This window comes from Streptomyces sp. NPDC056480, assembly GCF_042795405.1.
Lineage (GTDB): Bacteria > Actinomycetota > Actinomycetes > Streptomycetales > Streptomycetaceae > Streptomyces.
Genome location: NZ_JBHTSA010000039.1, coordinates 1 through 16,285, shown reverse-complemented (window position 1 = coordinate 16,285; position 16,285 = coordinate 1). Strand labels below are relative to the sequence as shown.

Here is a 16,285-nt window from a genome sequence, read left to right as displayed (position 1 = left end):
GCCCCTCGGCCGGCGCACCCGTGAGACGGCGTAGGAGAGAAGCGAGACCTGTGAGTGCTGCGACGACGCGAAGCGGTACCCCGCGTACCCCGCGAGCCACGCGTATCCCCGACCGCCTGTGCGCCGAGGCCGTAGACCTTGCGCGGGAGGCCGCCGAAGAGGCGGCCTTCCCCGGAATCGTCGGCGCCCACGTCGAGGTGATCGCCGAGGGTGACCGGGTCGTCACCCACTACTTCGAGTCCAAGGAGCCCGGCTACCGGGGCTGGCGTTGGGCGGTGACGGTCACCCGCGCCTCCCGCGCCAAGAACGTCACGCTTGACGAAACCGTCCTGCTGCCCGGCTCCGACGCCCTCCTCGCCCCCGAGTGGGTGCCCTGGAGCGAGCGGCTGCGACCCGGCGACATGGGCCCCGGCGACCTCCTGCCGACCGAGGCGGACGACCTGCGCCTGGAGCCCGGCTACTCGGGCGAGGACGCGCCGCCGCCGAACTCCGTGGTGTCGGACGAGCTGGCGGACCACCTCGACGTCGAGGACGCCGAGATCGTCGCCCGCACCCCCTCGCGGGGCGCGATCGCCGCGGTCGCCGAGGAGCTCGGCATGCGCCGGGCCAGGGTCCTCTCCCGGTACGGGCTCCACCTGGCCGCGGACCGCTGGGAGGAGTCCTTCGGCGCCCGTACGCCGATGGCCCAGGCGGCTCCGGCCACCTGCGAGTCCTGCGCGTTCCTCGTGCCGCTCGCGGGCTCCCTGAAGCAGACGTTCGGCATCTGCGCCAACGAGTTCGCCCCGGCGGACGGGCGGGTCGTGTCCCTCGCGTACGGCTGCGGGGGTCACTCGGAGGCCGCGATCATGCCGAAGCCGCCGCGGCCGGCGCCGCCGGTCCTGGACTCGATGGGCGCGGACGCGTTCCCGCTCCGGCCGGCCAAGGACTCCGGCTCGACGACGGAACCGGACGCCACCTCGGAAGACCTGGGCCACTCGTAGCCCCACGGGCACCGGGGCCGGCCACGCGGACCGGTTCCCGCGCGGACCGGGCGTGCGCTGACCGGGTGCCGCCGCACCAACCGGGCCACCCGCCCTGCGCGGCACGCCGGGCCCCTGCCCCGCGCGGCGCCGGGCTTCGCCCACCCCCGCCCACCGCCGTGTGGGCATTCGTCCCGCTGGGGCGGGACGGGTGGGCACACGGGACGGCGCGCTCGGCGGCGCCTCCGCCCCTTGTGCCTGAACCCGCACCACAAGCACGGTGCACAAAGGGTGCGGGTCAGGGCGCGGAAGCCTAGGCCCGGCAAGGGGCGCCGTTCCGTTGTGCCCACCCGTTCCGCCCCAGCGGAACGAATGCCCACAACGCGGCCGGGCGTGGGCGCCGCCCAGGCGGGTAGGTGCCGCCCCGACGGGCCGGAGGCCCACTACAAAACCCGGCGGTACGCGTCGCACCGGCAGGGCGGAGGGACCGCACCGGGCCCGGCAGGGCGGAGGTCCGCGGCCGGGCGCGGCAGGGTGGAGGTCCGTGGCCGGGCACGGCGAGGCGGAGGCTCGTGGCGGGGGGAAGCCGTGGCGCGCCGCCCCCACCCACCCCGATGCACCCTGGACACACGCACACACCCCCGCACGCCCCCACCCCCAACCGCGCCCCGGCAAACCCCCCGCCCCCGAGCGCGATACCTTCGGGCCCCCAGGTCCGAGGCCTCACACCGTGGCCCCCGGCCCGGGTCCCGCACCATCACCGCCCCGCAGAGTGGAGTCAGACGTGAGCGTCAGCGTCCGGACGACGACCGACGGAACCGATCCCTTCGGCACCGCCCGGCTTCGGCGGGGTGTGCTCGACGCCTGGGGCGCGTCCCCCGCCCGGTTCCGGGAGGACGCCAACGCCGAGGAGGACCTCGCCCTCGGCGGCTACCGCGACCGCCTCGTCGTCGAACTCGCCCAGAACGCCGCCGACGCCGCCCACCGCGCCGGCGTCCCCGGCCGCCTGAGGCTCACCCTGCACCCCGCGGACCACGAGGGCCCCGCCCTCCTCGCCGCCGCCAACACCGGCGCCGCGCTGGACGCCACCGGCGTCGAGTCCCTGTCGACCCTCCGCGCCTCCGCCAAGCGCGAGCATCAGGCCCACGGCGCGGTCGGCCGGTTCGGTGTCGGATTCGCCGCCGTCCTCGCCGTCACCGACGAGCCCGCCGTCCTCGGCCGCCACGGCGGCGTCCGCTGGTCCCTCGCCGAGGCCCGCGAACTCGCCTCCGATTCCGCCCGGTACAGCCCCGGCCTCGGCGACGAACTGCGCCGCCGCGACGGCCACGTACCCCTCCTCCGGCTCCCGCTGCCCGCCGAGGGCACCGCCCCCGACGGCTACGACACCGTCGTCGTCCTCCCGCTCCGCGACACCGCCGCCCGCGACCTCGCCGAGCGGCTCCTCGCCTCCGTCGACGACGCGCTCCTCCTCACCCTTCCGGGGCTCGCGGAGATCGTCGTGGAGACCTCGGAAGGAGTACGGACCCTCCGCCGCTCCGAGGACGACGGATACGTACAGATCGCCGACTCCGCCACCGGCACCCACCGCTGGCGGACCGTCTCCCACGGCGGCCCCCTCGACGCCGAACTCCTCAAGGACCGCCCGGTCGAGGAGCGCCTGCGCCCCCACTGGTCCGTCACCTGGGCCGTGCCCGTGGACCCGGAGGGAGCCCCGCGCTACCCCCGTACGACCCCGGTCGTGCACGCACCCACGCCCACCGACGAACCCCTCGGCATCCCCGCGCTCCTCATCGCCTCCCTGCCCCTGGACACCGCGCGGCGGCACCCGGCGCCCGGCCCGCTCACCGACTTCCTGGTGCAGCGCGCCGCCGACGCGTACGCCGAACTCCTCGCCGAGTGGCAGCCGGTGACGACCGCCACGCTCGACCTCGTCCCCGGCCCCCTCGGCAAGGGCCCCCTCGACGGGGCCCTGCGCGAGGCGATCCTGGACCGGCTGCCGAGGGTCGCGTTCCTGGCACCCGCCGCCCCCACCGAGGAACTCCCCGCACTCCGCCCGATCGAGGCCGAGGTCGCGGAGGGCGCGGGCGCCGACACGGTCGAGGTGCTCGCCGAGGTGTTCCCGACCCTGCTCCCCGCCGGCCTGGAGCGCCGCCCCGAACTCCGCACGCTCGGCGTCGGCCGCGTACCCCTGACCGAGGCGATCGACCGGCTCGCCGGGGTGGACCGCGCCCCGACGTGGTGGTGGCGCCTGTACGACTCCCTCGCCGGCGTCGACCCGGACCGGCTGTCCGGCCTCCCGGTCCCGCTGGCGGAAACCGCCGAGGGTGCCCGGATCCGTACGGCGATCGGCCCCCGCCAGGTCCTCCTGCCCCAGGACAGGACCCCCGCCGAGCTGACCCGGCTCGGCCTGAAGGTCGCCCACCCCGAGGCCGCCCACCCGCTCCTGGAGAAGCTGGGCGCCCTGCCCGCCACGCCCCGCGCGGTCCTGACGACCCCGCAGGTACGGGCGGCGGTCGCGGCCTCCCTCGACGCGGGTGAGATCTGGGACGAGGACGCGGACACCCTGGACGCGGACGAACTCGTCGAGACCGTCCTCGCCCTGGTCCGGGACGCGGAGCTCGACCCGGGCGACGAGCCCTGGCTGGGCGCGCTGGCGCTGCCCGACGAGGACGGCGAACTCTCCCCGGCGGGCGAGCTGGTGATGCCGGGCTCGGCGTTCGCCGCCGTCATGCGCGAGGACGAACTGGCCTACGTCGACGGCGAGCTGGCCGCCCGCTGGGGCGAACAGCCCCTCGCGGCCTGTGGCGTGCTCGCCACCTTCGCCCTGGTCCGCGCCACCGACCTGCTCCTCGACCCGGACGAGGTCGAGCCGCGCGAGGGCGACTACCCGGAGCCGGACGACGCGGGGCTCCTCGACGCGGTCGACGTGTGGTGCGAGGACGTCCTCGACCGGCTGCCGGAGACACCGGTGCCGCCGGTGGCGACGGAGATCGTGGCCGTACGGGACCTGGACCTGGTCGACGACGACGCCTGGCCGAAGGCGCTGGCGCTCCTGGCGCAGCCCCCTCTCCGCGACGCCCTCACCCAGCCCGTACGGATCCTCCTGCCGGACGGCACGACGGAGACGGTCCGTTCGTACACGGCGTGGTGGCTCCGCGACCACCCCGTCCTGGACGGCCGCCGCCCGGCGGGCCTCCGCGCGGAGGGCTCGGACCCCCTCCTCTCCGGCCTGTACGACTCCGCCGACGCGACCGGCTTCGACGACGAGCAGGTCCTGCGGGCCCTGGGAGTACGCACGTCGGTGGCGGCGCTGCTCGACGAGCCGGGCGGGGCGGCGGAACTCCTCACGCGGCTCGCCGACCCCTCCCGCGAGGTCACGGACGCCCAACTCCACGCGCTGTACACGGCCCTCGCGGACCTGGACCCGGAGCAGGTGACGCTGCCGGACGAGCTGCGCGCGGTCGTGGACGGCGAGGTGGTCGTGGTGGACGCGGCGGAGGCGATGGTGGCCGACGCGCCGGACCTGCTGCCGCTGACGGGCGGGGTGCCGCTGCTGCCGGTGTCGCCGGCGCGGGCGGCGGACCTGGCGGAGCTGTTCCAGGTCAGGCGGCTGAGCGAGGCGGTGGAGGCGGAGGTGGCGACGGTGGGCGAGGAGCACGAGGTGCCGGACTCGGTCCGCACCCTCCTGGGCCCGACGACCCCCACGACGTACGTCGAGCACGAGGAACTGAGGGCGGCCGACACGGAACTCGACTGGCGCCGCACGGCGGACGGCGTGGTCCACGCCTCGACCCTGGAGGGCGTGGCGGCGGGCCTGGCCTGGTCGGCGGGCCAGTGGCCGCGCCGCTTCGAGGTGGCGGCCCTGCTGGAGGACCCGTCGAGGACGGCGGAGCTGGCGAGGGACCGCTGGTTCGACTGAGTCCAGCGGAGGGCGGGGTCAGCGGAGGGCGGGGTCGGCGAGGTCGAGGGTGAGCAGATTGCGCCAGTCGTTGGTGAAGACGGCCCGGGTGCCGTCGTGGCGCACGCCGAGGAACGGGTTGGAGCTCTCCATGAGGGCGACCCACCGCAGGGAGCGGTCGGCGTCGAGACGGGCGAGGTGACCGACGTTGCCCATCCCGCCGCCTCCGCCGAGGACCCACCCCGACCCGTCGGGCAGGGGACTCTCGAACCAGACGTCCACCTCGCAGGTGCCGTACTCCGCGACCACCTCGGCCACGTCGACGGGCTCCCCGATCCGGAAGGGAACGGGCTGCCCGGCGTCGGGGTGATAGGCACCGGGCCCGCCGGCCCCCAACGCCCGACTGCCGCCGTCCACCCGATAGAGCCCGTCGCAGTACGGCACCTGGCCCCGGCCCCAGAGTTCCTCGACCATCCCCATGCCCCCAGGGTGCCGGACGAAGGCCCTGGGGATGACCCGACTTCGCGAGCCTCGGGTGCGGCCGCCCTCTTTCCGAGTGCGGCGAGGCCGCCTTCTCGCACCCGGAGGGCGGCCGAGGGCCGGGGCCTGCGCGGTCTCCCCGGGTAGTGGCCGGTCGTCGTGGGCGGGCGTCGGGCCGGTGGGTGGGGGGCTTGGTGCGGGGCGGGGGCGGTGGGCAGGTCCGCCTGCCGGGAATCGGATCGCCGTCCACGGGGTTGGTGGGGGGACGAGCCGATCATCGGAGGGGTCATGCGAGCGATTCAGGTGTACGAAGTGGGCGGTCCCGAGGTGCTGCAGGAGGCCGAGGTGGACCAGCCGCGGCCGGGTCCGGGCGAGGCGGTCGTGGAGGTCGCCGCATCGGGGGTCAACTTCCTCGACGTCTACCACCGCGAAGGCCGGTACAGCGTGCCGCTGCCCTTCACCCCGGGCTCCGAGGGCGCCGGAACGGTCGTCGAAGTCGGACCCGGCGTCGCCGACGTCGCCGTCGGGGACAGGGTCGGCTGGGTGGAGATTCCCGGCACGTATGCCGAGCGGGCCGTCGTGGACTCCTCCCGGCTGGTGCCGCTGCCCGACGACATCGGCTTCGAGACAGCCGCCGCCGTGCTCCTCCAAGGCATGACCGCGCACTATCTCGTCAAGGACGCCTACCCGGTTCAGGGAGGCGACACGGTGCTCGTGCATGCGGCTGCCGGCGGCATGGGGCTGCTTCTGACCCAGCTCATCACCCATCTCGGCGGCAGGGTGATCGGCACGACGTCGACCACGGCGAAGGCCGAGCTGGCGAAGCGTGCCGGGGCCGCCGAGGTGATCCTCTCCTCCGCGGTCGACGATCTCGCAGCCGAGGTGAGGCGGCTCAACGGCGGTCAGGGGCTGCCGGTCGTCTTCGACGGCGTCGGCGCGCACACCTTCGACGCGAGCCTCGCCAGCCTGCGGTCCCGAGGCCATCTCGTGCTCTTCGGCGCGGCAAGCGGTGCCGTGCCGCCGTTCGATCCGATCCGGCTGGCCCACGGCGGTTCGCTGACCCTGATCCGGCCCAGCCTCGGGGACTTCATCGCCGACCGGTCCGAACTGCTCCGACGGGCCGCCGATGTGTTCGAGTGGGTGCGCTCCAAGGCGCTTGAGGTCACCGTGACGGGCCGCTACGCATTGTCCGAGGCCGCCCAGGCCCACAGCGATCTGGAGGCTCGGCGTACCACCGGCAAGCTGCTCGTCGTACCCGATGCGGCCGCCAGGGGACGCCGCGAGGAGACGCAGAGCTGATCGCGGCCCCGCTGCTCTGTCCCGGTCGGCCCCATAGTGGCGCCCGGGCGCTGCGTTACGCCGGGAACCTTCGGTCCACCCAGCGCCAGGCGAGTTCCAGGAGGAGGCCGCCCGCTGCTGCGATGGCGACCGCTGCCCACGGCAGCGTCGTGCCCACCAGTTTCAGGGCGAAGAAGTCCTGGAGCCAGGGGACGACCAGGACGAGGAGGAACGCGCCTCCCATCGTGGCGACCAGGGTGAGGCGCCACCACGTGTACGGGCGGGCGATGATCGCCAGGACCCACATCGAGACCAGGAACAGGGTCAGCGTGGCCGCGCTCGTCTCCGCCTCCAGGGCGCCTTCGCCGCTGTAGTGGTGGCGGGCCAGGAGGTACGTCGTGAACGTGGCCGCAGCCGCGATGACGCCGCCCGGGATCGCGTACCGCATCACCCGGCGTACGAAGTTCGGCTTCGCCCGTTCCTTGTTCGGCGCCAGGGCCAGGAAGAAGGCCGGGACGCCGATCGTCAGGGTGGAGAGCAGGGTCAGGTGGCGGGGGAGGAAGGGGTACTCGACCTGCGAGCAGACCACCAGGACCGCCAGGAGGACCGAGTAGACCGTCTTCGTGAGGAAGAGGGTGGCCACTCGGGTGATGTTGCCGATGACCCTGCGGCCCTCCGCCACCACGGAGGGGAGGGTCGCGAAGCTGTTGTTCAGCAGGACGATCTGGGCCACCGCCCTCGTCGCCTCCGAGCCCGAGCCCATCGACACGCCGATGTCCGCGTCCTTCAGTGCCAGGACGTCGTTCACGCCGTCGCCCGTCATCGCGACCGTGTGGCCGTGGGACTGCAGCGCCGCCACCATGTCCCGCTTCTGCTGCGGTGTGACCCGGCCGAAGACGGCGTTCTCGTCGAGGACCTTCGCCATCTCCTCCCGGTCGGTGGGGAGCGTGCGGGCGTCCACCGTGTTCGCCGCGCCCGGCATCTCGAGCTTTCCGGCCACCGCGCCCACGGAGACCGCGTTGTCGCCGGAGATGACCTTCGTGGCGACGTTCTGGTCGGCGAAGTACGCGAGCGTGTCCGCGGCGTCCGGCCGCAGTCGCTGTTCCAGGACGACCAGGGCCGTCGGGTGGGCGCCGGTCGCGACCTCGGGGGAGTCGAGTTCGTTCGCCGTCCGCGCCAGGAGCAGGACCCGCAGGCCCTGTTCGTTGAGGTGGTCGATCTCGGTGAGCGTCGGGTCCCCGGCGGGCAGGAGGACGTCAGGGGCGCCCAGCAGCCAGGTCGAGTTCTCGCCGTCGCCCTCGCTGAACGCCGCCCCGCTGTACTTCCGCGCCGAGGAGAACGGCAGCGCCTCCGTGCACCGCCACTCCACCGTGTCCGGGTAGGCGTCGATGATGGCCTGGAGGGAGGCGTTCGGGCGGGGGTCGGATTCCCCCAGGGCGCCGAGGACCTTGCGCACGTACGTCTCGTCGCTGCCGTTGAGGGGACGGAGCTCCGTGACGTCCATGCCGCCCTCGGTCAGCGTGCCCGTCTTGTCCAGGCACACGACGTCCACGCGTGCGAGGCCCTCGATGGCCGGCAGTTCCTGGACGAGGCACTGCTTGCGCCCGAGTCGTACGACGCCGATCGCGAAGGCGACCGAGGTGAGCAGGACGAGTCCCTCGGGGATCATGGGGACGATGCCGCCGACCGTACGGGCGACCGCGTCCTTGAAGTTGTCGTCCTTGACGACGAGCTGGCTGATGACGAGCCCGATGGCGGTCGGGATCATCATCCACGTCACGTACTTGAGGATCGTGGAGATGCCCGTACGCAGTTCGGAGTGGACGAGCGTGAAGCGGGAGGCCTCTTCGGCGAGCTGCGCCGCGTAGGCCTCGCGGCCGACCTTGGTGGCGGTGAACGCGCCGCCGCCGGCGACGACGAACGAGCCCGACATCATCCGGTCGCCGGGCTTCTTGACGACCGGGTCGGCCTCGCCGGTGAGCAGTGATTCGTCGATCTCCAGGCTGTCGGCCTCCGCGACCTCGCCGTCGACGACGACCTTGTCGCCGGGGCCGAGTTCGATGAGGTCGCCGAGGACGATCTCCGAGGTGGAGAGTTCGGCGGCGACGCCGTCGCGCCGGACGGTGGGTTTCGCCTCGCCGATGACGGCGAGTCCGTCGAGGGTCTTCTTGGCGCGGAGTTCCTGGATGATGCCGATGCCGGTGTTGGCGATGATCACGAAGCCGAAGAGGCTGTCCTGGATCGGCGCGACGATGAGCATGATCACCCAGAGGACGCCGATGATCGCGTTGAAGCGGGTGAAGACGTTGCCGCGGACGATGTCCGTGGTCGAGCGGGAGCTCCGTACGGGGACGTCGTTGACCTCGCCGCGGGCGACGCGTTCGGCGACCTCGGCGGAGGTGAGTCCGGCGGGACGGTGGACAACGGGCGGCCCCACCGCCTCGGCCTCGCCGCCGTCCGTGTCGATCTTCGCCCGCTGAGTCATGTTTTCGACGGTACGACCGGAATCGGCCGTTCACCTGCCGAGAAGGGCGAAGATCAGACCGGGGGAGGAGGGGAATGGTCCCCTGGCACTACGCGCCGGGGTGCGCCTCGGGGTCCTGGGCCGGCCCCGTCCCGGTTCCGGCCTCCGCCGCCCGTGCCGCCTCGTGCCGCTTGATCGCCGCGTCCCGCTTCCGTACGTACCAGATGCCGATCAGGCCGAGTCCGGCGCCGGCGAGGCAGGTCCACACCCACCAGGTCAGGTCACGGTCGTCGAACCAGCCGTAGAACGGGACCTGGACGAGGAAGAGGACGAACCAGAGGATCGTTCCGCCGGTGATGGTGGCGACGACGGGCCCTTCGAGGGGCTCGGGTGCCTCGTGCTTCGGTGTCCACTTCGCCATGAGGGTCAGTCTAGGTGCCGGGAAATCGTATCTACGCGCGGAGATAGACGCTCGCTCGTTCATGTGTTCATACTGAAACGGTTTGCCTCTGGCGGGTTTCCTTCGTATGAACCGCCAAACGGACGTCTCTCCCGAAGAGGAACCCACCCCATGAGCACCACGGCCACCGCCAAGGCCATGCCCCCCGAGCCTTCCGCTCCCCAGGAGCCGACCTCGGGCCTCGACCGCTACTTCAAGATCTCGGAGCGCGGCTCGACCGTCGCCCGCGAGATCCGCGGCGGTTTCGCCACCTTCTTCGCGATGGCCTACATCATCGTGCTGAACCCGATCATCCTCGGCAGTGCCAAGGACATGTACGGGCACCAGCTCGACAGCGGCCAGCTCGTCACCGCCACCGTCCTCACCGCGGCGTTCTCGACGCTCCTCATGGGTGTCATCGGCAACGTCCCGATCGCCCTCGCCGCCGGCCTCGGGGTCAACACGGTCGTGGCGCTCCAGCTCGCGCCGAAGATGTCCTGGCCGGACGCCATGGGCATGGTCGTCCTCGCCGGTGTCGTCGTGATGCTGCTCGTCGCGACCGGTCTGCGCGAGCGCGTGATGAACGCGGTCCCGGTCGGCCTGCGCAAGGGCATCGCGATCGGCATCGGCCTCTTCATCATGCTGATCGGCCTCGTCGACTCGGGCTTCGTCTCCCGCATCCCCGACGCCGCGCACACCACCGTCCCGCTCCAGCTCGGCGGCGACGGCCACCTCATGGGCTGGCCGGTGCTCGTCTTCATCCTGGGCACGCTCCTCACCCTCGCGCTGATCATCCGCAAGGTGCCGGGCGCGATCCTCATCTCGATCGTCGTCATGACGATCGTGGCGATGGCGATCAACGCGGTCGCGACCGTCCCGTCCTGGGGTCTGACCACTCCGGAGTGGCCGGGCAACCCGGTCGCCTCGCCGGACTTCGGCCTCGTCGGCGAGGTCAGCCTCTTCGGCGGCTTCGAGAAGGTCGGCTACCTGACCGGCGTCCTCTTCGTCTTCACGGTGCTGCTGTCCTGCTTCTTCGACGCCATGGGCACGATCCTCGGCGTCGGCGACGAGGCCAAGCTGATCGACAAGGACGGCAACTTCCCCGGCATCAACAAGGTCCTGCTGGTGGACGGCCTGGCCGTCGCCTCCGGCGGTGCGACCTCCTCCTCGGCCACCACCTGCTTCGTGGAGTCCACGGCGGGCGTCGGCGAGGGTGCGCGCACGGGTCTCGCCTCGGTCGTGACCGGCGGTCTGTTCTCGGTGGCGCTGTTCCTCACGCCGCTGGCCACGATGGTCCCGTCCCAGGCGGCGACGCCCGCGCTCCTCGCGGTCGGTTTCCTGATCCTGGCCGGTTCGATCAAGGACATCGACTGGAGCGACTACACCATCGCGGTGCCGGCGTTCCTGGCCATGGTGATGATGCCCTTCACGTACTCGATCACGAACGGCATCGGCATCGGCTTCATCGCGTTCAGCGCGCTGCGGCTCGCGGCCGGACGGGGCCGTGAGGTCCCGGTGGCCATGTACATCGTGTCGGCGGTCTTCGTCTTCTACTACGCGATGCCGGCGCTCGGCCTCACGTGATCGCGGGGGGTGTCGGTGGCCGTGTCGGCCACCGGTTCCCCGTCCGACTCCCCGTAGAACTTCTCCGTCTCGTCGACGGCGGTCTTGAACCGCTCGTCGAAATCCTCGCGAATGAGCGTCCGGACGACATAGTCCTGGACGCTCATTCCTCTTTTCGCGGCGTGACTCCTGAGCCGGTCGAGCAGCTCACCGTCGATGCGCAGGCTGAGCACTGTCGATCCCATGTCGTTCAGGGTCGGGGCAGCCGGGGCCCCTTTGCGTCACTTTCTGGATCCGACTCACTCGTTTGGGTGATACATGGATGCGGAAGCGTGATCTGCGTGCGTGCGGTTCACGTGCGGGGGCAGGCGTGCGGGGGTAGACGGGTGTGATCCGTGCGACGTCGGCGCGTTCCCGTTGGTATTTAGACAGAGTAATGAGTTAAGCTAACAAACATGCCTGACCTGTCCCACGGCACCGCCGACGACGCCGCGGCCGTGAACGCGCTCCGCTCCTCCGTCATGCGACTGGGCCGACGCCTCAAGCACCAGCGCGTCGACGAGTCGCTGAGCCCCACCGAGATGTCGGTGCTCGGCACCCTCGCGCTCTGCGGCTCCGCCACACCCGGCGAGCTGGCCCGCAAGGAGCACGTCCAGCCGCCCTCGATGACCCGCATCGTCGCGCTGCTCGAAGCCAAGGGACTGGTCCGGCTGGAGCCGCACCCCGACGACCGCCGGCAGAAGGTCGTCAGCCAGACCGAGCAGGCCGAAGCCATGCTCGAAGAGTCCCGCCGCAAGCGGAACGCCTGGCTGGCCTCCCTCGCCGAGGGCCTGGACGAGGACGAGTGGGCCAAGCTGCGCGCGGCCGCTCCCGTCCTGGAGAAGCTCGCCCACCTGTAGTCCACGCGCCAAGGAGGCGACGCACTTTGAGTACGGGACCCGGAGCAGACTCCGCACCCGTCCACAAACCCACCCTCGACACCCGCGGGCGGGGGGAAACCTTCTCCTCGCTCAGGATCCGTAACTACCGGCTGTTCTTCACCGGCGCGATCGTCTCCAACACCGGTACCTGGATGGCCCGCATCACCCAGGACTGGCTGGTCCTGAGCCTCACCGGCTCGGCCGCCGCCGTCGGCATCACCACGGCCCTGCAGTTCCTGCCGATGCTGCTCTTCGGCCTCTACGGCGGAGTCATCGCCGACCGCTACCCGAAGCGGCGCCTGCTGCTCGTCAGCCAGGCAGCCCTCGGCCTCTGCGGCATCGCGCTCGCCGTCCTCACCCTCTCCGGCAACATCCAGGTCTGGCACGTCTACCTGATCGCCTTCCTCCTCGGCATGGTGACCGTCGTCGACAACCCGGCCCGGCAGGCCTTCGTCTCCGAGATGGTCGGACCCGACCAGCTGCGCAACGCCGTCTCCCTGAACTCGGCGAACTTCCAGTCCGCACGCCTCGTCGGCCCCGCTGTCGCCGGTGTGCTCATCGCCGGAGTCGGCAGCGGCTGGGCCTTCCTCCTCAACGGCCTGTTCTTCCTCGCGCCCCTCACGAGCCTCCTGCTCATGCGGACGAGCGAACTCCACAAGGTGGAGCGCGCCCCGCGCGGCAAGGGCCAGCTGCGGGAGGGCCTGCGCTACGTGGCCGCGCGACCGGACCTGATCTGGCCGATCGTCCTCGTCGGCTTCATCGGCACCTTCGGATTCAACTTCCCGATCTGGCTCACCGCCTTCTCCGGCGACGTCTTCCACGTCGGCGCCGGCGCGTACGGCTTCCTCAACACCCTCATGGCGGCCGGCTCGCTCGTCGGCGCCCTCGCGGCGGCCCGGCGCGGCTCGACCCGGCTGCGGATGCTGGTGATCGCGGCGGCGGTCTTCGGCGTCCTGGAGATCGCGGCGGCCCTGTCGCCGACGTTCTGGCTGTTCGCACTGCTGCTCGTCCCGATCGGCATGATCGGCCTCACGGTCAACATCACCGCGAACTCGGCCGTCCAGATGGCGACGGACCCGGCCATGCGGGGCCGGGTGATGAGCCTCTACATGATGGTCTTCGCCGGTGGTACGCCGATCGGCGCGCCGCTGCTCGGCTGGGTCACCGACACGTACGGGGCCCGCGTCGGCTTCGCGACGGGCGGCGTGATCTCCCTGACGGCGGCGGTCGTCGTGGGCCTGGTCCTGGCGAAGGTCGGCGGCCTCAAGGTCGCCTGGGCCTGGCGCCACGGGCACCCGCAGGTCCGGTTCGTGGCACGCGAGCGACTGGCCACCGCGGCGTAGCCCTCGGGCGGGCGGCGGCCGGGTGTGGGGGCCGGGGACTGGACCTCCTGCCCGGGGCCGGGGCTCCTGCGCCCCCGGGGGTGCCGGAGCCTGGACCTCCGACAACGGGGCCGGGGTCTCCGCGGGGGAGGGGTGTCCGGGCTGCGTCTCACCGCGCTTCGCGCGAGTTCAAGACGCTCTTACGCCCGGACACCCCTCCCCCGCTCCGGCCCCGGCCCCTCCCGCCGTCGTCGTCCGCGGCTCAGACCCGACGCTCCAGGATCTGCCCCTCCCAGTCGCCGACCGCGAAGGTCTCCGTCGGAGTGAAGCCCTGGCCCTCGTAGTAGGCGACCAGCCGGCCCTCGCTGCCCGCGAAGCAGTCCACCCGCAGCAGCGACACCCCCTGCCGCCGCGTCTCCTCCACCGCGTGGGCGAGCAGCGCCGCGCCCACCCCGTGGCCGTGGAACCGCGCGTCGGTCGCGAGCAGGCGGACGTACACCTCCGGCTCGTCCGCCGGCGGCACGTGCTTGCCCGGGTGCGGCGTCAGCGTCATCGTGCCCGCCGGTACGCCGTCGATCTCGACGATCCACGGATCGCCCTCGGCCGCCGTGTCCTCGACCTGCTGCACCGCCGCGGGGCGGGCCGAGAAGGACTCCGTGCCCCACTGGGCGGTGATGCCCTTGCCGTTGAGCCACACCACGGCGCTGTCGAGTATCGCGAGTATCGCGGGGATGTCGTCCGCCCCGCCCTTCCTGATGGTGATGTCCATCCGCCCGAGGCTAGCCCCCGCGAGTTCCATGATCCGTACAACCCTTCGAACTGACGGGGAGTCGTACACGGCGTATCCATCCGGATGGGGGAGGAAATACATCGTGCGTACCACTACGGGCCACCGGCGACTGACGATCTCGGTCGGCGTCGTGCTCGCCGCCGTGGCGGCTGCTTCGCTCAACGTCCCGGCCGCCTCCGCCGAGCCCGGGTCCACCCCCTCCGCGCCCACGGCCGTGTCCGCGTCCCGGACCGCCGCGCCGGCCCCGGTGCCGTTCCTGGCCTCGGGCGGCAGGCTGCTCGGCGCCGGGGCGACCGGCTTCCTCTCGGAGGACCACGAGGGCACGGCACGCTGGACCCGCTACGCGGACGGGGTGTCGAAGGTCGTCGCGAAGGGCGAGGGCGAGTACGTCCTCGGCTCCGGCGCCGGCTCGGACCTCGTCGTGGTCGCGCGCGAGGTCGCGCACGCGGGGGCCGAGGAGATCTACACCTCGACCGTCAAGGTGTACGACATGGCGACGGGCGCCGCGCCCGTCACCCTCGACCTGTCGGCGAGCCCGGAGACGCACGGGTTCCTCGACGGCGTCGTGGGCTCGACCCTCCTGGTGGTCGACGGTCGGCTGAAGAGCCTGAAACTGATCGACATCAGCGGCGGGACGCCTGCCGTCCGCACGGTGGGCACGTACTACGAGCCCCGGTGGATGGCCGACACCCTGCCCGACGCGGCGGTCGCGCGGAACCACGAAGAGGACCTGGTCGTCGACCTGAAGACCGGGCAGGAGGTCGGCAGGTACCGGCTGGCCCCGGAGCCCGACTGGCCGAAGCCGTACGTGGCGAGGGCCTCCTTCCTCTCGCCGACCCACGTGGCCTGGACGGAGCGCACCGGCGACAAGCTGGTCCTCGCCACGGCCGTACGGGGACGGAGCGAGGTCGTGCGGACGCCGCTCGGCCCCGACGACTCGGCGGAGATCACCGGCGGTCTGCTGGGCGACTGGTTCCTGTGGGGCGCCACCAAGGGGAACGCCACCCCGTGGCACGCCTTCTCGGCCCGGTCCCTGAAGGACGGGTCGACGGTCGAGCTCCTCGACCACGCCATGCACGCCACCAAGGGCCCCGACGGCAGCCTCCTCGTCCTCGGCGTCACCGCCGCCCACGGCACGGGCGTCTACCGGGTGTCGGCCGGCGCGGACGGCCGGCCGGCGGCCGAGCTGATCGCCTCTACCGGCGAACCGAACGACGGCGCAACCCCCCTGACGTACGTCGGAGGCGCCCCGGCCACCGTCGGCCTGGACGGCGTCGCCAAGGCCCGGCTGTCCTGGAGGTTCTCCACGACGAGGGCGGACCTCACCGTCGAGCTGACGAGCAAGGAGACGGGGGAGGAGTTCCGGACGGTCGTGCGGCCCGCGTCCGGCACCGGCGCGTACCCGGACGGATCCCTCGGTCTCGACTGGACCGGCGAGGTGGAAGGCCGCCTGCAGTCGGGTGCGAAGGCCGCTCCCAACGGCTCGTACGAGTGGACGGTGACCGCCAGGCCGTGGAACGGGATGCCGTCGGTCACCACCTCCGGCACCCTCACCGTGGCGCGCGCCCCGAAGGCGCACGACTACGACGACAACGGGGCGCCGGACCTGATCGCGCGGGACGCGAACGGCTACCTCGACCAGATCAGCACGCGCTGGGACGACGCGACGGGACGGCTCGTCCCCCTCGTCAACAACACCTCGGGTCTGCGCGGCTGGAACGTCTACGACCGGGTCGAAGCGGCCGGCGACGTCGCCGGTTCGAACGCCGCCGACGTGGTCGCCCGCGACAAGGACGGCGTCCTCTGGCTCCACCGCGGCACCGGCAGCGCGTCCCGCATCGGCTTCGAGTCCCGGGTGCGGGTGGGCGGCGGGTGGAACACGTACGCGCAGTTCACGGGTGGCAGTGATCTGACGGGTGACGGGCGGGCTGATCTGGTGGCCCAGGACAATCGGGGTGATCTGTACCTGTACGAGGCGACGGGTTCGGTGTCGGCTCCGTACGAGCCGCGGAAGAAGATCGGTCACGGGTGGGGGATCTACAACCAGATCACCGCTGCCGGGCAGCTCGGTGGGAATCCGACGGGTGATCTGATCGCGCGGGACAAGGACGGGGTGCTCTGGCTGTATCTGGGCAAGGGGGACGGGACGTTCGCGCCGCGTACGCGGATCGG

The 16,285-nt window shown here is 72.3% G+C and carries 12 protein-coding genes; 7 read left to right on the top strand and 5 right to left on the bottom strand.

Features of this window, described 5'->3' with window-relative positions; genetic code table 11:
• The first annotated feature begins 50 nt into the window (after window positions 1-50).
• Both ACFQ79_RS19050 and ACFQ79_RS19045 read left to right on the top strand, forming a co-directional pair.
• On the top strand, window positions 51-980 hold the full coding sequence (locus ACFQ79_RS19050; RefSeq protein ID WP_383584859.1) for a DUF3027 domain-containing protein: 930 nt from the start codon (window positions 51-53) through the stop codon (window positions 978-980).
• A gap of 751 nt (window positions 981-1,731) precedes the next feature.
• Window positions 1,732-4,878, top strand: coding sequence for a sacsin N-terminal ATP-binding-like domain-containing protein (locus tag ACFQ79_RS19045; protein WP_383584856.1), 3,147 nt, complete (start codon window positions 1,732-1,734; stop codon window positions 4,876-4,878).
• Between the two features lie 18 nt (window positions 4,879-4,896).
• Here ACFQ79_RS19045 and ACFQ79_RS19040 read toward each other — a convergent pair whose 3' ends face one another.
• A complete protein-coding gene (locus ACFQ79_RS19040) occupies window positions 4,897-5,337 on the bottom strand; it encodes a hypothetical protein (protein ID WP_383584854.1) in 441 nt (146 codons plus the stop codon).
• Between the two features lie 288 nt (window positions 5,338-5,625).
• Between ACFQ79_RS19040 and ACFQ79_RS19035 the strand changes: the two genes are divergently transcribed.
• Complete coding sequence (locus ACFQ79_RS19035) at window positions 5,626-6,636, top strand: quinone oxidoreductase family protein (protein WP_383584851.1); 1,011 nt, start codon at window positions 5,626-5,628, stop codon at window positions 6,634-6,636.
• Window positions 6,637-6,691: 55 nt separating this feature from the next.
• Here ACFQ79_RS19035 and ACFQ79_RS19030 read toward each other — a convergent pair whose 3' ends face one another.
• Both ACFQ79_RS19030 and ACFQ79_RS19025 read right to left on the bottom strand, forming a co-directional pair.
• Entirely contained in the window at window positions 6,692-9,100 is a 2,409-nt protein-coding gene (locus tag ACFQ79_RS19030; protein ID WP_383584848.1) for an HAD-IC family P-type ATPase, read from the bottom strand.
• An 88-nt stretch (window positions 9,101-9,188) separates the two neighbouring features.
• On the bottom strand, window positions 9,189-9,500 hold the full coding sequence (locus ACFQ79_RS19025; protein ID WP_383584846.1) for a DUF2530 domain-containing protein: 312 nt from the start codon (window positions 9,498-9,500) through the stop codon (window positions 9,189-9,191).
• Window positions 9,501-9,650: 150 nt separating this feature from the next.
• Here ACFQ79_RS19025 and ACFQ79_RS19020 point away from each other — a divergent pair, with 150 nt between their 5' ends.
• The gene (locus ACFQ79_RS19020; protein ID WP_383584844.1) at window positions 9,651-11,102 is read left to right on the top strand and encodes an NCS2 family permease; all 1,452 of its coding nucleotides are present in this window, start codon (window positions 9,651-9,653) and stop codon (window positions 11,100-11,102) included.
• Here the strand turns inward: ACFQ79_RS19020 and ACFQ79_RS19015 are convergent.
• Entirely contained in the window at window positions 11,072-11,326 is a 255-nt protein-coding gene (locus tag ACFQ79_RS19015) for a hypothetical protein (RefSeq protein ID WP_351903702.1), read from the bottom strand. The genes ACFQ79_RS19020 and ACFQ79_RS19015 overlap by 31 nt on opposite strands.
• Window positions 11,327-11,536: 210 nt before the next feature.
• Between ACFQ79_RS19015 and ACFQ79_RS19010 the strand changes: the two genes are divergently transcribed.
• Together ACFQ79_RS19010 and ACFQ79_RS19005 are read left to right on the top strand one after the other, a co-directional pair.
• Window positions 11,537-11,980, top strand: coding sequence for a MarR family winged helix-turn-helix transcriptional regulator (locus ACFQ79_RS19010; RefSeq protein WP_055600160.1), 444 nt, complete (start codon window positions 11,537-11,539; stop codon window positions 11,978-11,980).
• 26 nt (window positions 11,981-12,006) lie between these two features.
• On the top strand, window positions 12,007-13,344 hold the full coding sequence (locus ACFQ79_RS19005; RefSeq protein WP_383584842.1) for an MFS transporter: 1,338 nt from the start codon (window positions 12,007-12,009) through the stop codon (window positions 13,342-13,344).
• 241 nt (window positions 13,345-13,585) lie between these two features.
• Here the strand turns inward: ACFQ79_RS19005 and ACFQ79_RS19000 are convergent, their stop codons facing one another.
• Window positions 13,586-14,092 (bottom strand): GNAT family N-acetyltransferase, encoded by a 507-nt coding sequence (locus tag ACFQ79_RS19000; protein WP_383584839.1) that lies wholly within the window; start codon window positions 14,090-14,092, stop codon window positions 13,586-13,588.
• 103 nt (window positions 14,093-14,195) lie between these two features.
• On the opposite strand from ACFQ79_RS19000, the gene ACFQ79_RS18995 reads away from it, so the two are divergent.
• The coding region (locus ACFQ79_RS18995; protein ID WP_383584836.1) for a hypothetical protein at window positions 14,196-16,285 on the top strand (2,090 nt) is incomplete at its 3' end.